The organism is Pseudomonas fluorescens, from assembly GCF_902497895.1.
In the GTDB taxonomy this organism is placed as follows: Bacteria; Pseudomonadota; Gammaproteobacteria; order Pseudomonadales; family Pseudomonadaceae; genus Aquipseudomonas; species Aquipseudomonas fluorescens_BP.
Genome location: NZ_CABVHQ010000040.1, coordinates 25107 through 45606 on the forward strand (window position 1 = coordinate 25107; position 20500 = coordinate 45606).

The following is a 20500-nucleotide window of genomic DNA, read 5'->3' on the forward strand; positions in this document are numbered from 1 at the left end:
TTGAACGGTAGACTTGACGGCTTTCCGAAAACCCCGTGGAGTGATGGCATGGCGGACATAAACAAAGTCGTTCTGGCATATTCCGGCGGCCTGGACACTTCGGTGATCCTCAAGTGGCTGCAGGATACGTATAACTGTGAAGTGGTGACCTTCACCGCTGACCTGGGTCAGGGCGAAGAAGTCGAACCTGCACGCGCCAAGGCACAAGCCATGGGCGTCAAAGAGATCTACATCGACGATCTGCGCGAAGAGTTCGTCCGCGATTTTGTGTTTCCGATGTTCCGCGCCAACACCGTTTACGAAGGTGAGTACCTGCTGGGTACCTCCATCGCTCGTCCGTTGATCGCCAAGCGTTTGATCGAAATCGCCAACGAAACCGGCGCCGATGCCATTTCCCATGGCGCAACCGGTAAAGGCAACGACCAGGTCCGTTTTGAACTGGGCGCTTATGCCTTGAAGCCAGGAGTGAAAGTGATTGCTCCGTGGCGCGAATGGGATCTGCTGTCCCGTGAAAAGCTGATGGATTACGCTGAAAAGCACAACATCCCGATCGAGCGCCACGGCAAGAAGAAGTCCCCGTACTCGATGGACGCCAACCTGCTGCACATCTCTTATGAAGGCGGCGTGCTGGAAGATACCTGGACCGAGCACGAAGAAGACATGTGGCGCTGGACCAAGTCGCCGGAAGATGCACCGAACGTCGCAACCTATCTTGAGCTGACCTATCGCAATGGCGATATCGTTGCTCTGGACGGCGTTGAAATGACTCCGGCCACGGTCCTGGCGACGCTGAACCGCATTGGCGGTGAGAACGGCATCGGTCGACTGGATATCGTCGAGAACCGTTACGTCGGCATGAAGTCTCGCGGCTGCTACGAGACCCCTGGCGGCACCATCATGCTGCGGGCTCACCGTGCGATCGAGTCGATCACTCTGGATCGCGAAGTGGCTCACCTCAAAGACGAGTTGATGCCTAAATACGCGAGCCTGATCTACACCGGCTACTGGTGGAGCCCTGAGCGTCTGATGCTGCAACAGATGATCGATGCTTCCCAGGCACACGTGAATGGTGTGGTTCGTCTGAAACTGTACAAAGGCAATATCATTGTCACCGGCCGCAAGTCCGATGAATCTTTGTTCGACGCAAACATTGCGACTTTTGAAGAAGATGGCGGCGCTTATAATCAAGCGGATGCGGCTGGCTTCATCAAACTCAATGCGTTGCGCATGCGTATTGCCGCAAACAAAGGTCGGAAATTGTTCTGATCGGTTGAGCGCGACTCAAAAAATGGCCCCGCATAAAAGCAGGGCCATTTTTTTTTGCATGTTCGGTCTGGATGCCTGATCGAGGTTGATGAAAGGCGTTTTTATGAGGCGCTGGTCAGTGTCAGGGTCAGTGTGCCCAGATTGTAGATCATATAAGATCGATTTGACTTTGCAGAATTCAGTTTGTCGAGTGTGCTCTGGTTTATCAGCTTGAGCGACTTCTGGTTGGCCAGAAAAATAATAAGATCGTTAGCGTCTGGCGGGTTGTTGAATGCCTGAGCCACTTCGCTGACTAAAAGCTCAAACCCTTTCCTTGTTTCGATTCGCCGGGTGTCGATGATATGCAATCCGTGCAGTATGTGATGCAGTTGGAAACTTTGTTGCATGCCTGGCTTTGCCAGCAGATTAATGAAAGCCGGTGGCGCTTGTGCGTTATCTGATGAAGCGTGGCGCATCGTAAAGCTCTGCGGCTGGCATGGATTCAGGTCTTTCTCCAGGGTGGCGCTGTCATTGTCTTGCTCAATGGGTTCAGGAGAGGGAGGTGAAAGTCTGGCTCCTTTTTGACGAACGGCTTCGTTGATGAGCTGCAGGAAGTGCTTTCCTTTAGCAAAGTCTGCAGGCGAATACAGCGCTTTGTAATTGAAGTTTAAAGTCATAAAGAAAAAAACTACCAGGCTGAACGGGAAACTGATCAGGAACCAGACATAAATATCCCGATCACCGTCATCAAGAAACGGCAGCGATACGGCTGCCGAGGCTTCTGTTAAGGCCGCGAAGAGGGCGATGATGGTCATTGGGTTAGTCATTTTAAGGGGTATATTCATTGGTTTTTACCTTGGCGTAGTGCGTTTTGCATCCTTAATTGTTGGTGAGTGGGGCAGCATTTTTATTGAGTTTGTGCAGGGGTGGAACACGAGTTGCAAGTTGTTATTGGTGAGTGGAGAAGTTAGTAAGTGTTGTGGATGCTTTTAATGATTCTAGCCTCAAATAAAAAATGTCGGGGTTTTTAGGTCGGATAACGGAGGTGGACGTCTGGCAGGGTGAGAACGTTCAGTGCGCTCTGCAGTAGTGATTTTCTGGGTGAGGTATGTAACCTCTGCTTTCAATTTCAGCGATCTGGCTCAAATGTAACTCTTCGATTCTCCACGCTAAAGCATTTCAGGTGTAAGTTGCGGTAAATAATTATTTTGTAAAAAACAACCGGTAATCTGGGGTGCAAGAATCAGGATGTCTTTGACTGAGGTCGCAAGGACGCTGAGCAGGGGAAGCTGGCAAGTCGATTAAGCTTGAAGACACAGCCTTTTATAGTGTTTTTTTGTAGGCATATTCCGCGTTTTTTGTAGGGAAGGTCTCTGGGTGCTGATGAGCGGGGGGGGGACGATGCCAAGGGGGAAATGACTAGGCTATTGTGCTGACTCTAAAAATTCGAACAGCGAAAATTGGACTGCCCATGAATAAAGTGCTGATCGTGGATGATCATCCCGTCATCCGTCTTGCTGTACGTATGCTGATGGAGCGTCATGGCTATGAAGTCATCGCGGAGACGGGGAATGGCGTGGATGCGTTGCAGCTGGCCCGCGAGCATATGCCGGATATTATAATTCTGGATATCGGGATTCCAAAACTGGATGGCCTGGAAGTCATCGCGCGCCTCACTTCAAACCCCATGCCTTTGAAGGTACTGGTGCTGACGTCGCAGGCGCCCGGGCATTTTTCCATGCGTTGTATGCAGGCCGGTGCTGCGGGCTATGTGTGCAAGCAACAAGACCTCACCGAGTTGTTGAGTGCGATCAAGGCGGTACTCTCCGGTTACAGTTATTTCCCCAATCAGGCGTTGCATACCGTGCGATCGAATTTGGGTAATGCCAGTGAAGCAGACATGGTGGATCGTCTGTCTGGCCGGGAAATGATGGTGTTACAGCAACTTGCACGAGGAAAGACCAACAAGGAAATCGCTGATGGAATGTTTCTCAGCAACAAAACCGTGAGTACTTACAAGACTCGATTGCTGTTGAAGCTCAATGCTCGCTCATTGGTTGACCTGATCGAGCTTGCGCAACGCAATGGGTTGGTTTGAATTCAAATACCCGGAAGGGTAAAAATGTTGCGGCGCGGGCGACAGCACTTTCCGCTCTGCTCAAAACCGGTTTTGTCCGTGTCTCCCTGAGCACTCGCAAAAGAAGCGCTCGCTGGTTGTCCTCCTGACGCTGTCTGCTTGATGTGCCGGTCACTGTTTCATCGGTCTACAAGATGCCTGTGGCGAAACAAATGACGGTTGGTCAAGGTGCGGGATGCCAACAAAAAAGCCTCCGTTTCGGGAGGCTTTCAGCTATTAAAGGTCAAAGTCGTAATCGGCCAGTTGTTTTTGCAGGCGCCGCTCTTCCAGAAGATTGTCAATGGTGCGGCGTTTGCTCAGGTTGGTCTTCGCTACCTCCACCACAGGCTCGGCGTCATCTGCTTCAACGGCGGTGAAGTCGTCTTCTACGTCCAGTTGCTCTTTGCCAGTGCTCATAAGGTTAACTCCAGGCTTTGACTGCCATTGGCGCTCCTTATATCGATAAACCGGTGGCGGGTAAAAAAGATTTTTTCAATCGACTTATTAATAAAGTTAATAGTCCCTCAATCGTCGGAGGTCTTGTGCTTGTATTCGCACAGGTCTTCGATCCGACAGCTGCCGCAGCGTGGCTTGCGGGCCAGGCATACATAGCGGCCGTGGAGGATGAGCCAGTGGTGGGAGTCGAGCAGGTACTCCTTGGGCACGAACTTCATCAGTTTTTTTTCCACCTCCACGACATTTTTCCCCGGCGCCAGGCCCGTACGGTTGCTGACCCGGAAAATATGGGTGTCGACCGCCATGGTGAGCTGGCGAAAGGCCGTGTTGAGTACCACGTTTGCGGTTTTTCTACCGACGCCGGGAAGCGCCTCCAGTTCTTCCCGTGTTTGCGGGACCTGGCTGCCATGCCGTTCCACCAGCAGCCGGCAGGTTTCGATCACGTTTTTAGCCTTGCTGTTGAACAGGCCGATCGTCTTGATGTATTCCGACAAGCCTTCAACACCCAGGGCATGGATCGCTTCTGGAGTATTGGCGACCGGGAACAGTTTCGCCGTGGCCTTATTGACGCCGACGTCGGTGGACTGGGCCGAGAGGATCACGGCTATCAGCAGTTCAAACGGCGAGGAATAGGCCAGCTCGGTTTTCGGTTTCGGATTGTCTTCGTGAAGCCGACGGAATATTTCCAGACGTTTTGCGGCATTCATGGGTAAAGCGTTTCCTTGAAGGCGGTCAGTGTGGTTTGGATAAGGCCTGTTTTGCCGCAATCAGCAACCCCAGCAGGATAAACCCGCCCGGCGCGAGCGTGAGCAGGCGCGGCCCTGTGTCCTGGGCCCATAGCCAGAGCTGCCAGTGAGTGTCGGCGGATCCGGCCAGCCATTCCAGGTGGCTGCCCAGGGATCCCGTACCGAGGACCTCGCGCAAGGTGCCCAGTGCAAGCAACAGCGCACCGAACAGGCCAGACAGTCGTAGGCGGTCAGACATTGGGCTGTGTTCGAAAAAGCCACCGAGTTCGAGCAGTACGCATTGGAGCGCGATCAGCCCCAGGTAGACTTCCAGGCTTTGATGCAGTTGCAAAGACCAGGCCTGCAACGCCAGCCCGGCACAGCTGACGAGAGTGGTGGCCAGCAGGATACTCGCCGCCAGACGCACATTCGGGTTGAGCCAGCGGCGAATCGCTTTCATGGCCATGCCATGGATCGTGATGATCAGAACGAACATCAGCCACAAGCCGATGGCCTTGACCAGAGTGTCGCTGACGCCAATCAGTGGCGCGAGCATCAGCGAATTGCGCAGTGTCGAGGTCTCAGTCATGTGCAGGCTTTCCTGTGAGTTGCGCCTGATGCTCGTCGAAATAACGCAGCGCATCATGAATAGCGCTTATCACCGACCTTGAGGTAATAGTGGCGCCGGCCATTTGATCGAACTGGCCATTATCCTTTTTCAGGGCCCAGCCCGAGTCGCCTGGCTCATCACGGGATTTCCCGACAAAACCCTGTAGCCAAGGGTTAGGGGTCACGGCGATGTTTCCTCCCAGGCCTGGGGTTTCTGTGTGCTTGAGGGCTTTCACACCCAACAGCTTGCCGTTGGCCCCGATCCCGATCAACAGCTCGACGGGGCCGGCGTAGCCCACTGTCTGGCTGCGCAGAATGACCGCGCTGGGTTCAGCGGATCGAGTCGCCAGATAGCCGCCCAGTAGCGTGCTGGCGCCAAGCTGCACCTTGTGGGTCGACAGCGGCTGATCCAGTGGCTGATTGTCGTAGCTGCCTGGGGGCAGCATTTGCAGCAGGTTACGATTTTCTATCGCCCGTCGTTCTGCCGCGATGTGCGGCGCCGCAGTCTGTTGCACGAGAAAGATCGCGGTCCCCCCCAGACCGGCCAGCACTATCAGCATCAGCACTCCGACATTTCGGTTCATGGCACAGATGGCTCTGGTTGCGTGGCGAACAGGCGCTCCAGGGCGGGCACGGTGAGGTTCATCAACAGCACTGCGAACGCAATGCCGTCTGGATAACCTCCCCAGGTACGAATGAGGTAGGTCAGCAGACCCACGCCCGCTCCGAACAGCAATCTGGCCTTTGGATTTTTGGCGCCCGAGACCGGCTCGGTGACGATGAAGAACGCCCCGAGCATGCTCGCGCCCGTCAGCAGGTGGAACAGGGGCGAGCCGTGGGAGTCGGAGCCCGAGCCGTTCCAGCAGAGCAGGCTGATGATAAACAGGCTGGCCAGCATACCGACCGGTGCATGCCAGCTGAATACCCGCCGTTGCAGCAAAACTGCGCCACCTGCAAGGAACGCCAGATTGACCCACTCGACGCCCTTGCCACCCCAGTGGCCGAACGCGGCATTGCCGGCGAACAGTTCATCCATGGTCAGGCTTTTATTGATCCGCAAGCTGTCCAGGGCCGTAGCCCTGGCCCAGGCATCGGCAGACTGGGTACTGAAGCCGAAAATCTGCTGCAAGCCACCCAGCAGGTCCATGCCATGGGATGCCGGCCAATGAGTCATCTGCTGTGGAAACGACACCAGCACCAGTGCATAGCCCAGCATCGCCGGATTGAACGGGTTTTTGCCGACTCCGCCATACAGATGTTTGCCGAAAAACAGCGCGAATGCGGTTGCACTCAGGGTCAACCACCAAGGGCAATAGGGCGGTAACGCGACAGCCAGCAATGTTGCGCTGACCAGGGCGCTCCCATCGCTCAGCGAGGGTTTCAGCGGGCGCTTGCGCAACCTGAGAACGGTGGCTTCGACGGCGAGGGCCGTGGAGCCGGCCAGCAGCAGGTTGATCAACACGCCCCAGCCGTACAACCAGAGTAAAACGAAGATGCCTGGCAGGGTTGCCAGCAGCACCAGTTTCATTGCCTGCTGAAGGCGCTCGTCGACCGTTTCAAGAGGCGACATAGGCAGCTACCTGTCGCTCGGCTTCAGCCAGGGCGTTGCCCAGAGCGGCAATTTGTTCGCTGGAGGCATTGCTGCTCTGGGCTTTTTTCAGTTCGGCGCGGCGCATGGCCAGTTGGATTTTCGCCCGTTTGAGCTCGGTATCCCTGGCCGGAGCCGGAGCCGACTGTGGCGCGGGTGCAGTATTGCTTTCAAGCTGTGCCAAGGCTTGCTCCGCGAGCTCGAACTGGTGTTGCAGAGTGATCAGCTGTGATTGCTGCTCGAAGGTCGGTGGATGCCCGAAGGCTTTCAGCGACTTGTTCAGTTGTGCGCGGCTCATCGCCAGATCGATCCTGGCTTTTTTCAAGGCGGCATCGGCAGCAGCGGTTTTCTGTGCCTGGACTCTCTCAATGGCAGCCTGAACCGGATTTAAAACGGGGGCTTCGTTGTGTTGCGTCGGGCGCTGTATCCGCGCCAGGCGCTCGGCCTGTTTTTGCTGTTCTTCGCGCTGCAGACGCGCATTGCGTTGCTCGAAACGCTGTCGGGCGTGATTGCGTTTTTCAGTGCGAGCGCGTTGTTCCTCAAGGCTGAACGCCAGCCCACCGACAATCGGCAGCACGCAGGCCTTCGGCAACGGATGCATTTCAATGCAGTCCACCGGGCAGGGCGCGACGCACAGGTCGCAACCGGTGCATTCGTCGATGATCACCGTATGCATCAATTTGGCCGCGCCGATAATCGCATCCACCGGGCAGGCCTGGATGCATTTGGTGCAACCGATGCATTCCGCTTCACGAATAAAGGCGATTTGCGCTGGCGCCTGACCGCGTTCCGCGTCCAGTTCCAGCACCGGTATTTTCAGCAGTTCGGCCAGGGCCGAAATGGTCTCCTTGCCGCCTGGAGGGCACTTGTTGATCGCCTCGCCGTTGGCAATGCCTTCAGCGTAGGGTTTACATCCGGGGTGGCCGCATTTACCGCATTGGGTCTGCGGCAGCAGGGCGTCGATGCGTTGAATCAGACTCATGTTTTGATCAGTCCGCTGAAACCGAGAAATGCCACTGCCATCAGCCCGGCGCTGATCAGTTCGATCGGCAAGCCGCGAAAGGGCAGGGGGATATCATTGTTGGATGTGCGTTGACGCAAATCGCTGAACAGGCTCAATACCAGCCAGAAACCCAGGCCCGCGCCGAGACTCAGCGCGGTCGTATACCGCAGTCCCTTGTCGTCCTGGGTGCTGAGCAGGGCCAGGCCGAGAACGCCGGCGTTGCCCAGCAGCAGGGGCCACAGGCCGCTGAACGAGAGCTGTGGAAGCCAGCGCGCAAGCAGGCTCAGGATCGGCTTGATCAACACAGCGCTGATGGGCAGAAAGATGAACAAACCAAGCGAGGTCAGCGCCAAGGGTGTCAGCAGGTAGTAGTAGAGCCCATAGCTCAGTACACAACTGATCAACATCAGACAGGTTGTGGCGATACCCAGTGCATGCACTTGCCGACGCTCGGCCCCGGTTTCGCCGGTGGCCTGCAGCAGTGGATCGACGCCCAGCGGCCAGTGCAATACGAAATTATTGATCAGTGCAGCGCTGAGAAGCGTGAGAATCAGGTCGGTCATGATCGTGCCGGGTTGTGCGAGCAGGTCTGTCTGCCTACAGATTAGGCATTATCCGGCAAGGACGGAGGGTGGGCCAGATATGAAAATCCCACCGCCACGAAACACCTGGCGGTGGGATTGTCAGCGCCGGGTCGCTTACTTGATCCGCTGACCTGGCTTGGCGCCGCTGTCCGGGCTCAGCAGGTAGATTTCTGCACCGCCGGGACCTGCCGCCATCACCATGCCTTCGGAGATCCCGAAGCGCATTTTGCGTGGCTTGAGGTTGGCGATCATCATGGTCAGACGACCTTCCAGCTCGACCGGGTTCGGGTAGGCGCTCTTGATGCCGGAGAATACGTTGCGCTGCTCGTCACCGATATCCAGGGTCAGGCGCAGCAGTTTGTCGGCACCTTCCACGGCTTCGGCCTTGAGGATCAAGGCGACGCGCAAGTCGACGGCGGCAAACGCATCGAACTCGATCTCTGGTGACAGCGGATCCTTGGCCAGCTCGCCGTTGCCGGCTGGCGCAGCATCGCCGGTGTCGGTCTGGCTGGCGGTCAGGTCTTCTTTGGATGCGTCGGTCATGGCTTGCACTTTTACCGGGTCGATCCGGGTCATCAAGGGTTTGAACTCGTTCAGCTGATGGTTGCTGAGCAGGGTCTGGTGGTCATTCCAGGTCAATGGCTCGACGTTCAGGAACGCCTCGGCATCAGCGGCCAGCAACGGCAGCACCGGCTTGAGGAAGATCACCAGTTGGCGGAACAGGTTGATGCCCAGGGCGCAGATGGCCTGGACTTCTTCCTGCTTGCCTTCCTGCTTGTTCAGCGACCACGGCGCCTTGTCGGCGATCCAGGCGTTGGCGCGGTCGGCCAGGCCCATGATTTCGCGCATGGCGCGGGCAAAGTCGCGGGCCTCGTAGGCTTCGGCGATGCTCGGCGCGGCCACGAGGAAGGCTTCGGTCAGCTCCGGCGCGGCGTTGCCGGCCACCAGCACGCCAGCGTTGCCTTTATGAATGAAACCGGCGCAACGGCTGGCGATGTTGACGACTTTGCCGACCAGGTCCGAGTTGACCTTCTGCACGAAGTCTTCAAGGTTCAGGTCGAGGTCGTCGACGCCTCGCGCAAGCTTGGCGGCATAGTAGTAGCGCAGGTATTCCGGCGACAGGTGATCGAGGTAGGTCCGGGCCTTGATGAAGGTGCCGCGGGACTTGGACATCTTCTGCCCGTTGACCGTCAGGTAGCCGTGCACGTTGATGCCGGTTGGCTTGCGGTAGCCCGCACCTTCGAGCATCGCCGGCCAGAACAGGGCGTGGAAGTTGATGATGTCCTTGCCGATGAAGTGGTACAGCTCGGCGCTGGAATCCTTGGCCCAGAACGCATCGAAGTCCAGCTCCGGACGACGGGCGCAGAGGTTCTTGAAGCTGGCCATGTAGCCGATCGGCGCATCCAGCCACACGTAGAAATACTTGCCCGGCTCATCGGGAATCTCGAAACCGAAGTACGGCGCATCGCGGGAGATGTCCCACTGCTGCAGGCCGGCGTCCAGCCATTCGGCGATCTTGTTCGCCACGGCCTCTTGCAGGGTGCCGCTGCGGGTCCAGCTCTGCAGCATTTCCTGGAAGTCCGGCAGCTTGAAGAAGAAGTGCTGCGAATCTTTCAGGACCGGCGTGGCGCCGGAAATCGCCGACTTCGGATCTTTCAGGTCGGTTGGCGCGTAGGTCGCACCGCATTTCTCGCAGTTGTCGCCGTACTGGTCTTCGGTGCCGCATTTCGGGCAGGTGCCCTTGATGAAGCGGTCGGCCAGGAACATTTTCTTTTCCGGGTCGAAATACTGCGTGATCGAGCGCGTGGCGATGTGCCCGGCGTCGCGCAGCTTCAGGTAGATCAAGCTCGACAGCTCGCGGTTTTCTTCGGCGTGGGTCGAGTGGAAATTATCGAAGTCCACCAGGAACTCGGCAAAGTCGGCGCTGTGTTCAGCCTGGACGTTGGCGATCAGTTGTTCCGGGGTGATGCCTTCCTTTTCCGCGCGCAACATGATCGCCGAACCGTGAGCGTCGTCCGCGCAGACATAAATGCATTGATTGCCGCGATGCTTCTGGAAGCGCACCCACATATCGGTCTGGATGTACTCAAGCATATGGCCAAGGTGGATGGAACCATTGGCATAGGGCAGGGCGCTGGTGACGAGGATCTTGCGTGGCTCGGACATGGGGCTCGGCTACTTGATGAAACGGAGGTCGAGCACTATAAAGCGTGGGCGCATATTTTTCACCCCGTGGAATGTTTTCCGGCACCCCGTAGCAGCTGGCGAAGCCTGCGTCCGGCCGCGAAGCGGTGGTAAAACCTGAATCCCGGTTACTTCAGGAAAACCGAGATCAACGGATTTACGGCTGCTTCGCAGCCGAACGCAGCCTTCGGCAGCTGCTACGGGTTTAGTGGTCGCGTATATGACCTATGTCACATCCTGAAAGCATGCCGTCCAACCATCAGAACAGGTAGGATACCCCCTGATTTTCTAAAGCCTTGCTATCGGAGTTGCCCATGAGCGCCGTCAATCGCGCAGCGGTGGAAGCCGTCCTTCGCCAATACACCGACCCTTATCTGAACCAGGATCCGGTCAGCGCCGGTTGTGTCCGCGCCATCGATATCCAGGGTGATCGCGTCAGCGTTGCGCTGGAACTGGGTTACGCCGCCGGGCTATTCAAGAGCGGCTGGGCGCAGATGCTGCAAATGGCCATCGAAGGTCTGGACGGGGTGACGACGGCCAGGGTCGAGATCACCAGCGTGATCGCCGCGCACAAGGCTCAGGCACAGATTCCGGGGCTGGCCAATGTTAAAAACGTGGTGGCAGTGGCTTCCGGCAAGGGTGGCGTGGGTAAATCCACCACCGCCGCCAACCTGGCGCTGGCGCTGGCTCGTGAAGGCGCCAAAGTCGGGATTCTCGACGCGGATATCTACGGTCCGAGTCAGGGCATCATGTTCGGTATCCCGGAAGGCACCCGCCCGAAAATCAAGGACCAGAAATGGTTCGTGCCGATCGAGTCCCACGGCGTCGAGGTCATGTCCATGGCCTTCCTGACCGACGACAACACGCCGATGGTCTGGCGCGGCCCGATGGTCTCGGGCGCGCTGTTGCAGCTTGTCACACAGACGGCCTGGGGCGATCTGGATTATCTGGTGATCGACATGCCGCCCGGCACCGGTGACATTCAGCTGACCCTGGCGCAGAAGGTCCCGGTGGCCGGCGCGGTGATTGTCACCACGCCGCAGGACCTGGCATTGCTGGATGCGCGCAAAGGCGTGGAAATGTTCCGCAAGGTCAACATTCCGGTGCTCGGTGTCGTGGAAAACATGGCTGTACACATCTGCTCGAATTGCGGGCACGCCGAGCATCTGTTTGGCGAAGGCGGTGGCGAGAAGCTGGCGACCCAATACGGAGTCGAACTCCTGGCCTCGCTGCCGCTGTCGATAGTCATTCGCGAGCAGGCTGACGGTGGCAAGCCGACAGTTATCGCCGAACCTGACAGCCAGATCGCTATGGTCTACCAAGAGCTGGCCCGGCACGTTGGCGCACGGATTGTGTTGCAGGAGGCTGCAGCGCCGGCGATGCCGAATATCACCATCAGCGACGATTGATTCGCGGCGCCCCCTAAAAGATCGCAGCCTGCGGCAGCTCCTACACTGGATCGGCATACATCCTGTAGGAGCTGCCGCAGGCTGCGATCTTTTGATCTTGCTTTAAATGCGCTTTAAATGCGTAACCCGCCATCCAGCTCCAGAATCCGGCCGGTGTAGTAGTCGTTCTCGAAGATGTAAGCCGCCGAGTGGGCGATTTCCTCAGCCTTGCCCATGCGCTTGAGCGGAATGCCCGAGGTCATTTTCTCCAGTGCTTCAGGCTTCATACTCAGCGTCATCTCGGTTTCGATAAAGCCCGGCGCGATGCCCGCCACGCGAATCCCGTAGCGCGCCAGTTCCCTGGCCCAGGTCACGGTGGCTGCGGCGACCCCGGCCTTGGCTGCGGAGTAGTTGGTCTGGCCCACGTTACCGGCGCGGGAAATCGACGAGATATTGATGATTGCGCCGTGATTGTTCAGCTCAATCATCTTCGCTGCCACTTCGCGGGTGCAGAGGAACACGCCGGTCAGGTTGACGTCGATCACTGCCTGCCATTGGGCCAGGCTCATTTTGCTCATTTCACCGTCCTTGACCTTGATCAGCAGACCATCGCGCAGGATTCCGGCATTGTTGATCAAACCGTGGATCGCGCCGAAATCTTCGGCGACCTGAGCAACCATGTAAGTCACTTGTTCTTCGTTGGCGACGTTGCACAGATAGGCGCGAGCTTCGACGCCGCTGGCCTGGCAGGCTGTCACGGCCAGATCGAGCCTTTCCTGGTTCAGGTCGACCAGCGCCAGCTTCGCACCCCTGGCGGCGAAATACTCCGCCATGGAGCGGCCTAAACCCTGGCAACCACCGGTGATAATGATTACTTTGTCAGTAAGTTCCATTCGCATGCCCCCGATAGCAGATCAAAGTGGTTCCCTTTTATATAGCCTCTCCTGCGTGCCTGATATGGCTTGGCTGCATATGAGAACTGCCTCGATGGCGTCACTGGAGACTTTCACCAGCTGCCAGTCCGTTTTTCGACGGATACTATATAAGGAGTCATAAATTGAGCGTTGAAGTCGCTAAGAATGCCCGAGAATTGTTACTCAAGGAATACCGTGGCGTGTTGTCGACGCATTCCAGGGCGATGCCCGGTTTTCCTTTTGGCTCAGTGGTTCCTTATTGCCTGGACCAGCAGGGTCGGCCGCTGATCCTGATCAGCCGGATCGCCCAGCACACCCATAATTTGCTCAAGGATGCCAAATGCTCACTGCTGGTAGGCGAGCGTGAGGCTGATGATGTGCAAGCCGTCGGGCGTCTGACCTATCTGGCCGAAGCTGAACAGCTCAGTGATCCCGAGGCGATCGAAGCCGCCGCCGAGCGTTATTACCGCTACTTCCCTGAGTCGCAGAGCTATCACAAGGCCCATGACTTTGACTTTTGGGTGCTCAAGCCAGTCCGTCATCGCTACATCGGTGGTTTCGGCAAGATTCACTGGATCGATCAAGTCACTTTGGCCAATCCGTTTGCCGGCAAGGCGGAAGCGAGCATGGTCGAACACATGAACAACGACCACGCCAAGGCCATTGCCCACTACGTCGAATTGGCCGGGTTACCGACAACCGTACCGGCGCAGTTGGCCGGAATCGACACCGAGGGCATGCACTTGCGTATTGGACAGGGGGTGTATTGGCTGCCGTTCCAGGATCCTTGTAATACGCCGACACAAGTGCGCCAAGCCTTGGTTTTTCTGGCTCACGCCCAGCATTGGCCAAAAAATGAAGCCGCTGACGCTTGAATTCACGAAACGGCGACGTCATCTAATGTGAACTTGGAAGGCATTCTTCCGTTGAGGATCCATTTGATGCGCGCTTTTTTGTTGCTCTTTCTGCTGTTTCCGGTGCTAGAGCTGTTTGTGTTTGTCAAAGTCAGCTCGGCCATCGGCTTTTTCCCGGCCTTGCTGGTGATTATTCTTGGCTCGATGCTCGGTGTGCTGGTATTGCGTGTCGCCGGCCTGGCCACGGCGCTGCGGGCACGTGAAAGCCTGAACCGCGGCGAGTTGCCAGCCCAGCAAATGCTTGAAGGCCTGATGATGGCCCTGGGTGGCGGTCTGTTGATCCTGCCGGGTTTCATCAGTGACGTGTTTGGTTTGATCATGTTGCTGCCGATCACTCGTCGGCTGCTGGCCAACAAAATCCGTCGACGTGCCGAGGAGCAGGCGATTCGTCAGCGTGCTTTTGCCGAGGATATGCAGGCTCGTGGCGGGCCGACCCCGCAACAGCCCCTGGGGCGCCAGCCGAACGTGATCGAGGGTGAGTTCGAGCATCGCGACCCGTAACCCGTTTTGTTGGTCGACATGGCACCTGCGGGTGCCATGTGGGTTTTTCAGGCCCGGGTCCCAGGTAAAAAAATTCGCTCATCAGCCCTTGTAATAAGCTTATGCGCCCTTATGTAACGGTCACCGCAAGGTTTTGGTGGCGACACCAGACAGACTTCCGCGGTTCGCTTTGCGAGCCGCAACCGGCAACGCCGGATTTGCTAACCCGCCGGGAATACACCGGCCGATGAAAACCACAATTAGGAGAGATCGACAATGAAGCTTCGTCCTCTGCATGACCGCGTCGTAATCCGTCGCAGCGAAGAAGAAAAGAAAACCGCTGGCGGTATCGTTCTGCCCGGTTCGGCTGCTGAAAAAGCCAACAGCGGTGAAATCCTCGCTGTAGGTACTGGCAAAGTGCTGGACAGCGGTGAAGTGCGTGCACTGGCCGTGAAAGTGGGTGACAAGGTTGTGTTCGGCCCTTACTCCGGCAGCAACACTGTGAAAGTAGACGGCGAAGACCTGCTGGTAATGAGCGAGAACGAAATCCTCGCTGTTATCGAAGGCTGATTCCCGCTCAATTTCCCGCTACTACAAAGTATTTAAGGAATATCGATCATGGCTGCTAAAGAAGTTAAATTCGGCGACTCCGCCCGCAAGAAAATGCTCGCCGGTGTCAACGTCCTGGCAGACGCAGTAAAAGCGACCCTGGGCCCTAAAGGCCGTAACGTGATCATCGAGAAGAGCTTCGGCGCTCCGACCATCACCAAGGACGGCGTGTCCGTTGCCAAAGAAATCGAGCTGAAAGATCGCTTCGAAAACATGGGCGCGCAGCTGGTCAAAGACGTTGCCTCCCGTGCCAACGATGACGCAGGCGACGGCACCACCACCGCTACCGTTCTGGCTCAATCGATCGTCAACGAAGGCCTGAAAGCCGTCGCTGCCGGCATGAACCCGATGGACCTGAAGCGCGGTATCGACAAAGCGACCATCGCGATCGTCAAAGAGTTGAAAGCCCTGTCCAAGCCTTGCGCTGACACCAAGGCCATCGCTCAGGTCGGCACCATCTCTGCCAACTCCGACAACTCCATCGGCGACATCATTGCCGAAGCCATGGAAAAAGTCGGTAAAGAAGGCGTGATCACCGTTGAAGAAGGCTCGGGCCTGGAAAACGAACTGTCGGTTGTTGAAGGCATGCAGTTCGACCGTGGCTACCTGTCCCCGTACTTCGTCAACAAGCCAGAGACCATGACTGCCGAGCTAGACGGTCCGCTGATCCTGCTGGTCGACAAGAAAATCTCGAACATCCGTGAACTGCTGCCAGTACTGGAAGCCGTTGCCAAAGCAGGTCGTCCACTGCTGATCGTGAGCGAAGACGTTGAAGGCGAAGCCCTGGCGACTCTGGTTGTGAACAACATGCGCGGTATCGTCAAAGTGGTTGCCGTCAAGGCTCCAGGCTTTGGTGACCGTCGCAAGGCCATGCTGCAGGACATCGCTGTCCTGACCGGCGGTACCGTTATCTCCGAAGAGATCGGTCTGAGCCTGGAAAGCGCTACCCTGGAACACCTGGGTAATGCCAAGCGCGTAGCCGTGACCAAGGAAAACACCACCGTCATCGACGGCGCTGGCGTTGAGGCTGATATCCAGGCTCGCGTTCTGCAGATCCGTCAGCAAGTGGCTGATACTTCGTCCGACTACGACCGTGAAAAACTGCAAGAGCGTCTGGCCAAGCTGTCCGGCGGCGTTGCAGTGATCAAGGTTGGCGCTGGTTCCGAAGTTGAAATGAAAGAGAAGAAAGCCCGCGTTGAAGACGCCCTGCACGCTACCCGTGCAGCCGTTGAAGAAGGCGTGGTACCTGGCGGTGGCGTAGCGCTGATTCGCGCTCTGCAAGCCATCAGCGAACTGAAAGGCGACAACGCTGATCAGAACGTCGGTATTGCTGTACTGCGTCGCGCTATCGAATCGCCACTGCGTCAGATCGTTGCCAACTCCGGCGACGAGCCAAGCGTAGTGGTCGACAAGGTCAAGCAAGGTTCGGGTAACTTCGGTTACAACGCAGCCAGCGGCGAATACGGCGACATGATCGAAATGGGTATCCTGGATCCTACCAAAGTGACTCGCTCTGCTCTGCAGGCCGCGGCGTCCATTGGTGGCCTGATGTTGACCACCGAAGCCATGATCGCTGATGCTCCAGACGACAAACCAGCTGGCGGCGGCATGCCAGACATGGGCGGTATGGGTGGCATGGGCGGCATGATGTAAGCCAGCCTTACCCTGTACTGAAAAACCCCGTCGGCATTAAGCCGGCGGGGTTTTTTTATGTCCGGGATTTGTGCGGCCCCGAAAAGATCGCAGCCTGCGGCAGCTCCTACAAGGACGGTGTACGCGATTGGCGTAGGAGCTGCCGCAGGCTGCGATCTTTTGATCTTGAATCGATCAGGCGCCGACAGGCTCCGCTCGAGCCACTCGCTCAGCCTTCGCCGCCGGCCGATACAGGACGTAGTAATACGAGCCCAGGCATATCAACCAACAGAAAATCGCTGTCCAGACGTTGTGGGAAAAGAAGTGCGCGCCCTGCATCATTCGGCCAATGGAAAACACCGTGCCCAGGCTGAATGCGAAAATAAGCGCGTTGCGCGCCATTCGCGGACGACGGTCACGCAATACAAAGAACAGCGCAAACAACGTAAACCCCGTAGCCGCATGGCCTCCGGGCCAGCAACGACCCGGTTTGTCGGTCTGCGGGCGTGGGCTGAGCAACTCGCTGTAGGTTTCCTTGCCACCGAACTCCTTCAGACTCCAGGGGCATTGCACGGCCGTCACGGCCTTGAGCGGGGTGATGAAAGACGTCGCCAGGACCAGCGATAGCACCAGGCAGCCCAGCTCACGTTCGAGCGGTTTGAGTCGCGGCAGGAAAAAACTGCCGATGAATCCGAATATCGCCAACACCGAGAAACCGATGACCACCTGCTTGGCCCGGTCATGCAGGATGTCTTCCAGTAAGTAACTGTGTTTGCCGATGAAACCGCCTGTGACTGGGTTATAAAACAGCTTCGCAAGGTCCATGTCCAAAGATGTCAATTCCAGCAAGAGCAAGATGATCCCCGCAATGGCGGGTACACCCAGACATACCCGGAAATCGAGCGGGCGCGAGGCTGGACGGACAACAGATGAGGCCATGGAAAATCCTTCTTGGATAAACGTGCTCGGCAAGCGGCTGCGCGCGGAGTCTGGACCGGGCCCTGTCGTCAGGTTGTGAATCGACAGTGAAAAACTCGTTAAGCCCTTTCAATGACTTACCGCCAGCCCCTGGCGCTGGAGACGCCCCTAGCCGTGAGCCACACTTGGCCTTAAGCTGCGCGAGCCAAGACGGCTGTTACTGTGTACGGAGGAGTGCCCATGCGAATTCTATTGGTTGAAGACAACCGCGATATTCTCGCCAATCTGGCCGATTACCTGGGGCTTAAAGGCTATACCGTGGATTGCGCGCAGGACGGACTGTCAGGCTTGCACCTGGCGGCGACCGAGCATTATGACTTGATCGTGCTCGATATCATGCTGCCCGGCATCGACGGTTACACCCTGTGCAAACGACTGCGCGAGGATGCCCGGCGCGACACCCCGGTGATTATGCTCACCGCCCGCGATCAACTGGATGACCGTCTGCAGGGCTTCAAGTCCGGTGCCGATGATTATCTGGTCAAGCCTTTTGCCCTGTCCGAGCTGGCCGCGCGGATCGAGGCGGTCATGCGTCGTACTCAGGGTGGCGGTCGCCGCGCGCTGCAAGTCGGCGATCTGAGCTATGACCTCGACACCCTTGAAGTGACCCGCGAAGGGCGTCTGCTCAAGCTCAATCCGGTGGGCCTCAAGCTGCTGGCGGTGCTGATGCAGAAGAGCCCGCACGTGCTGCGTCGCGAGATACTCGAGGAGGCCCTGTGGGGCGATGACTGCCCGGACAGCGACAGCCTGCGCAGCCATGTTCACCAGTTGCGGCAGGTGATCGACAAGCCCTTCGCCAAACCGTTGCTGCAGACCGTGCATGGCGTCGGCTATCGCTTGGCCGAAGGTCGTGATGGAGTTTAGACAGAGCCTTGCCCAACGGATCATCATCGCCTTTGCGTTGATGAGCGCATTGGTTGCCGGGGCATTCGCCATGGGCATTGTGGCGACCGTGCATCTGGTGGAAGAGAAGCTGATTTCCGCGGGGCTGGGCGGGGATCTGCAGCGTCTGTTGCTGATGGACAGCGTCGCCGACTGGAGTCACCGCCCGGAGCCGGACCAACTGTTCTACTTCAGCGGTGGCCCCGGCGACTTTGACGTGCCCAAGGATCTACGCCATCTGGATACGGGATTTCACGAGGTGTTTCGCGACCAGCTGTCGTATCACGCCATGGTCGAGATAGTCGATGGTCGACGTTATGTGTTGTTGCAGGACCAGAGCGATTTCGAAGAGCGTGAACGGGTACTGTTCGCCGTGGTGCTGGTGGGCTTTGTGCTGAGCCTGGCGCTGGCGGTGTTCCTCGGTTGGGTTCTGGCACGCAAGGTCATGGCACCGGTGGTACGGCTGGCCCGCCAGGTCCGGCATCGCGATCAGTTGCTCGGCCTGGCACCGCCTTTGGCGCCGGATTACGCCGCGGATGAGGTGGGTGAGCTGGCGGTAGCCTTCGACGCCACCCTGGGGCGGTTACGCCAGGCATTGAACCGTGAACAGTTGTTTACCAGTGACGTCAGTCACGAACTGCGTACGCCCTTGATGGTGGTGGCCAGCTCTTGCGAACTGCTTCTGGAAAACCCCGGCATCGACCCACGTGGGCGGGCCCAGGTCGAACGGATTGCCCGTGCCTGTGAAGAAATGCGCGAGCTGGTGCAGACCTTTCTGATGTTGGCCCGCGCTCAACATGAAGATGCCAGCATCTCGCCGCAGCTGACCTTGAGCCAGGTGTCCGAAGACCTGATAGCGCTGTGGCGCGAACCCATCGAAGCCAAGGGGCTCGAGCTGATCCATGAGCGGGGCAACCCGCTCGATACCCGCTACAACGCGACATTCCTGCATGCAGTCATGAGCAATCTGTTGCGTAACGCATTGCATTACACAGAACGTGGTTTCATTCGCCTGACGCTGGAGCCGAGCGGCTTTGTGGTCGAGGACAGCGGGGTGGGAATTCCAGAAGAAAAACGCGAAGCGATGTTCGAGCCGTTCGTGCGTGGCAACGAGAAGCGGGGCGAGGGGCTGGGCCTTGGCTTGTCACTGGTGCAGCGGATCTGTGAAAACCAGGGCTGGTGCGTCAGCCTCAGCACCATGCAACCCAATGGTTGTCGATTCCATGTTCAGCTCCATCCGTTGAAGACCTGACACCTTCCCGGGCCCGGTTCCTCCTGGCCGGCAATGACCCCTGCCATAACCAGCAGCGGCCTCGAGCCACTGCTGGTTGTTTAATACATCAAAATTGACGGGACGAAGTTTTCACAACCAGATGACCTGACGGCGACATGCCGAGGCCTAAGGTGAGCCATCAGTTACAGGAGACCCTGATGATGGCGACCCCGATCAAACTTGAATTTTCCGACAAATACACCGAACAGCACGCCCGCGAGTCTTTGCTCAAGCACCAGGACGGCATGTACGCCAAGCCTGTTTTCGTGGGAGTGAAAGGGGGAGGTGAGACGGCCCGGGTCGAGGTTGTCTTGCTGGATCTGGAGAAATCCCGACGGCGCCTGAGCAGCACCCTTGCCGCTCTCCACGACATGAAAAAATTGCGTCGCCATTCGTCGTCGGGCCCGATGGACTGGCAGAAACTCAGCTACTTTTATAGCACGGCGTTTGGCAGCGCTATCAAGGGTTTAGAGTAATGAAACTAGAAATTGCTCGAGGTTTGTTCTTGATTGGAGCCTTGGCAGTTACTTCTTGGGCGGTGGCTGCTTGGGAACAGCCCCGCACACAAGTCCTCAGCGCAATGCACAGCGACGCGCATTGCCCCTTGCCACGGGCGGCCAAGGCATCCGTGGTAACAAAACCCGACCAGGATTTTCTGCTGTTCATGTTCGGTCTTTCTCAGGGAATGAGGCCACAGAGTTGAAAAAAATGAAGCCCAAATAAAAGGCCTCGCATTGCGAGGCCTTTTTAGTATGCATGACTTTTTGCGAGCGTACCCGGATCCCACTGTAGGAGCTGCCGAAGGCTGCGATCTTTTGATCTTGATTTAACGATGGACGTTAATGATAACGCGTGTTTTCTGAATAAACGCGCCACCCGTAGGAGCTGCCGAAGGCTGCGATCTTTTGATCTTGATTCAG

22 protein-coding genes are annotated in these 20500 nt (G+C 57.4%); 11 read left to right on the top strand and 11 right to left on the bottom strand.

Annotated features, from left to right (window positions below):
• Positions 1-48 precede the first annotated feature (48 nt).
• Positions 49-1266: an argininosuccinate synthase gene (locus F8N21_RS19495; RefSeq protein WP_150643664.1), complete on the top strand. Its 1218-nt coding sequence runs from the start codon at positions 49-51 to the stop codon at positions 1264-1266.
• Positions 1267-1367: 101 nt separating this feature from the next.
• Here the strand turns inward: F8N21_RS19495 and F8N21_RS30500 are convergent, their stop codons facing one another.
• Positions 1368-2060 carry a hypothetical protein gene (locus F8N21_RS30500; protein WP_191624356.1) on the bottom strand — a complete coding sequence of 231 codons (693 nt, stop codon included), beginning with the start codon at positions 2058-2060 and terminating at the stop codon, positions 1368-1370.
• 656 nt (positions 2061-2716) lie between these two features.
• Between F8N21_RS30500 and F8N21_RS19505 the strand changes: the two genes are divergently transcribed.
• Positions 2717-3343, top strand: coding sequence for a response regulator transcription factor (locus F8N21_RS19505; protein ID WP_150643665.1), 627 nt, complete (start codon positions 2717-2719; stop codon positions 3341-3343).
• A gap of 255 nt (positions 3344-3598) precedes the next feature.
• Here F8N21_RS19505 and F8N21_RS19510 read toward each other — a convergent pair whose 3' ends face one another.
• The 8 genes from F8N21_RS19510 to metG form a co-directional block, all read right to left on the bottom strand.
• Positions 3599-3778 (bottom strand): PA3496 family putative envelope integrity protein, encoded by a 180-nt coding sequence (locus F8N21_RS19510; protein WP_018926601.1) that lies wholly within the window; start codon positions 3776-3778, stop codon positions 3599-3601.
• A gap of 107 nt (positions 3779-3885) precedes the next feature.
• A complete protein-coding gene (gene nth / locus F8N21_RS19515) occupies positions 3886-4524 on the bottom strand; it encodes an endonuclease III (protein ID WP_150643666.1) in 639 nt (212 codons plus the stop codon).
• Positions 4525-4549: 25 nt separating this feature from the next.
• Positions 4550-5131 (bottom strand): Rnf-Nqr domain containing protein, encoded by a 582-nt coding sequence (locus tag F8N21_RS19520; protein WP_150643667.1) that lies wholly within the window; start codon positions 5129-5131, stop codon positions 4550-4552.
• Positions 5124-5735, bottom strand: coding sequence for an RnfABCDGE type electron transport complex subunit G (locus tag F8N21_RS19525; RefSeq protein WP_150643668.1), 612 nt, complete (start codon positions 5733-5735; stop codon positions 5124-5126). Before F8N21_RS19525 ends, F8N21_RS19520 begins: the two co-directional genes overlap by 8 nt.
• Positions 5732-6721, bottom strand: coding sequence for an RnfABCDGE type electron transport complex subunit D (locus F8N21_RS19530; RefSeq protein WP_150643669.1), 990 nt, complete (start codon positions 6719-6721; stop codon positions 5732-5734). The genes F8N21_RS19525 and F8N21_RS19530 overlap by 4 nt, the downstream gene beginning before the upstream one ends.
• Positions 6708-7721: an electron transport complex subunit RsxB gene (gene rsxB / locus F8N21_RS19535; protein ID WP_150643670.1), complete on the bottom strand. Its 1014-nt coding sequence runs from the start codon at positions 7719-7721 to the stop codon at positions 6708-6710. The genes F8N21_RS19530 and rsxB overlap by 14 nt, the downstream gene beginning before the upstream one ends.
• On the bottom strand, positions 7718-8305 hold the full coding sequence (locus F8N21_RS19540; protein ID WP_150643671.1) for an Rnf-Nqr domain containing protein: 588 nt from the start codon (positions 8303-8305) through the stop codon (positions 7718-7720). The genes rsxB and F8N21_RS19540 overlap by 4 nt, the downstream gene beginning before the upstream one ends.
• Before the next feature lie 135 nt (positions 8306-8440).
• The gene (metG, locus tag F8N21_RS19545; RefSeq protein ID WP_150643672.1) at positions 8441-10492 is read right to left on the bottom strand and encodes a methionine--tRNA ligase; all 2052 of its coding nucleotides are present in this window, start codon (positions 10490-10492) and stop codon (positions 8441-8443) included.
• Between the two features lie 332 nt (positions 10493-10824).
• Between metG and apbC the strand changes: the two genes are divergently transcribed.
• The gene (gene apbC / locus F8N21_RS19550; RefSeq protein ID WP_150643673.1) at positions 10825-11919 is read left to right on the top strand and encodes an iron-sulfur cluster carrier protein ApbC; all 1095 of its coding nucleotides are present in this window, start codon (positions 10825-10827) and stop codon (positions 11917-11919) included.
• A gap of 113 nt (positions 11920-12032) precedes the next feature.
• On the opposite strand, the gene F8N21_RS19555 is transcribed toward apbC, so the two are convergent.
• Positions 12033-12791, bottom strand: coding sequence for an SDR family oxidoreductase (locus tag F8N21_RS19555; RefSeq protein WP_150643674.1), 759 nt, complete (start codon positions 12789-12791; stop codon positions 12033-12035).
• Positions 12792-12955: 164 nt separating this feature from the next.
• On the opposite strand from F8N21_RS19555, the gene F8N21_RS19560 reads away from it, so the two are divergent.
• From F8N21_RS19560 to groL, 4 genes are all read left to right on the top strand, one after another.
• On the top strand, positions 12956-13687 hold the full coding sequence (locus tag F8N21_RS19560; protein ID WP_150643675.1) for a HugZ family protein: 732 nt from the start codon (positions 12956-12958) through the stop codon (positions 13685-13687).
• A gap of 66 nt (positions 13688-13753) precedes the next feature.
• Positions 13754-14227 (top strand): FxsA family protein, encoded by a 474-nt coding sequence (locus F8N21_RS19565; protein WP_150643676.1) that lies wholly within the window; start codon positions 13754-13756, stop codon positions 14225-14227.
• Positions 14228-14482: 255 nt separating this feature from the next.
• Complete coding sequence (locus F8N21_RS19570) at positions 14483-14776, top strand: co-chaperone GroES (RefSeq protein ID WP_090180803.1); 294 nt, start codon at positions 14483-14485, stop codon at positions 14774-14776.
• Between the two features lie 48 nt (positions 14777-14824).
• The gene (groL, locus tag F8N21_RS19575; RefSeq protein WP_150643677.1) at positions 14825-16468 is read left to right on the top strand and encodes a chaperonin GroEL; all 1644 of its coding nucleotides are present in this window, start codon (positions 14825-14827) and stop codon (positions 16466-16468) included.
• A 174-nt stretch (positions 16469-16642) separates the two neighbouring features.
• Here the strand turns inward: groL and F8N21_RS19580 are convergent, their stop codons facing one another.
• Positions 16643-17386 carry a phosphatase PAP2 family protein gene (locus F8N21_RS19580; RefSeq protein WP_150643678.1) on the bottom strand — a complete coding sequence of 248 codons (744 nt, stop codon included), beginning with the start codon at positions 17384-17386 and terminating at the stop codon, positions 16643-16645.
• A gap of 219 nt (positions 17387-17605) precedes the next feature.
• On the opposite strand from F8N21_RS19580, the gene colR reads away from it, so the two are divergent.
• The 4 genes from colR to F8N21_RS19600 all read left to right on the top strand — a co-directional run bounded on the left by colR (position 17606) and on the right by F8N21_RS19600 (position 20283).
• Positions 17606-18289, top strand: a complete 684-nt coding sequence (colR, locus tag F8N21_RS19585) for a two-component system response regulator ColR (protein ID WP_054593790.1) — start codon at positions 17606-17608, stop codon at positions 18287-18289.
• Complete coding sequence (locus F8N21_RS19590) at positions 18279-19559, top strand: sensor histidine kinase (RefSeq protein WP_150643679.1); 1281 nt, start codon at positions 18279-18281, stop codon at positions 19557-19559. Before colR ends, F8N21_RS19590 begins: the two co-directional genes overlap by 11 nt.
• Before the next feature lie 182 nt (positions 19560-19741).
• On the top strand, positions 19742-20056 hold the full coding sequence (locus F8N21_RS31015; RefSeq protein ID WP_412071653.1) for a lipopolysaccharide kinase InaA family protein: 315 nt from the start codon (positions 19742-19744) through the stop codon (positions 20054-20056).
• Positions 20056-20283 (top strand): hypothetical protein, encoded by a 228-nt coding sequence (locus F8N21_RS19600; RefSeq protein ID WP_150643681.1) that lies wholly within the window; start codon positions 20056-20058, stop codon positions 20281-20283. Before F8N21_RS31015 ends, F8N21_RS19600 begins: the two co-directional genes overlap by 1 nt.
• Positions 20284-20500 lie beyond the last annotated feature (217 nt).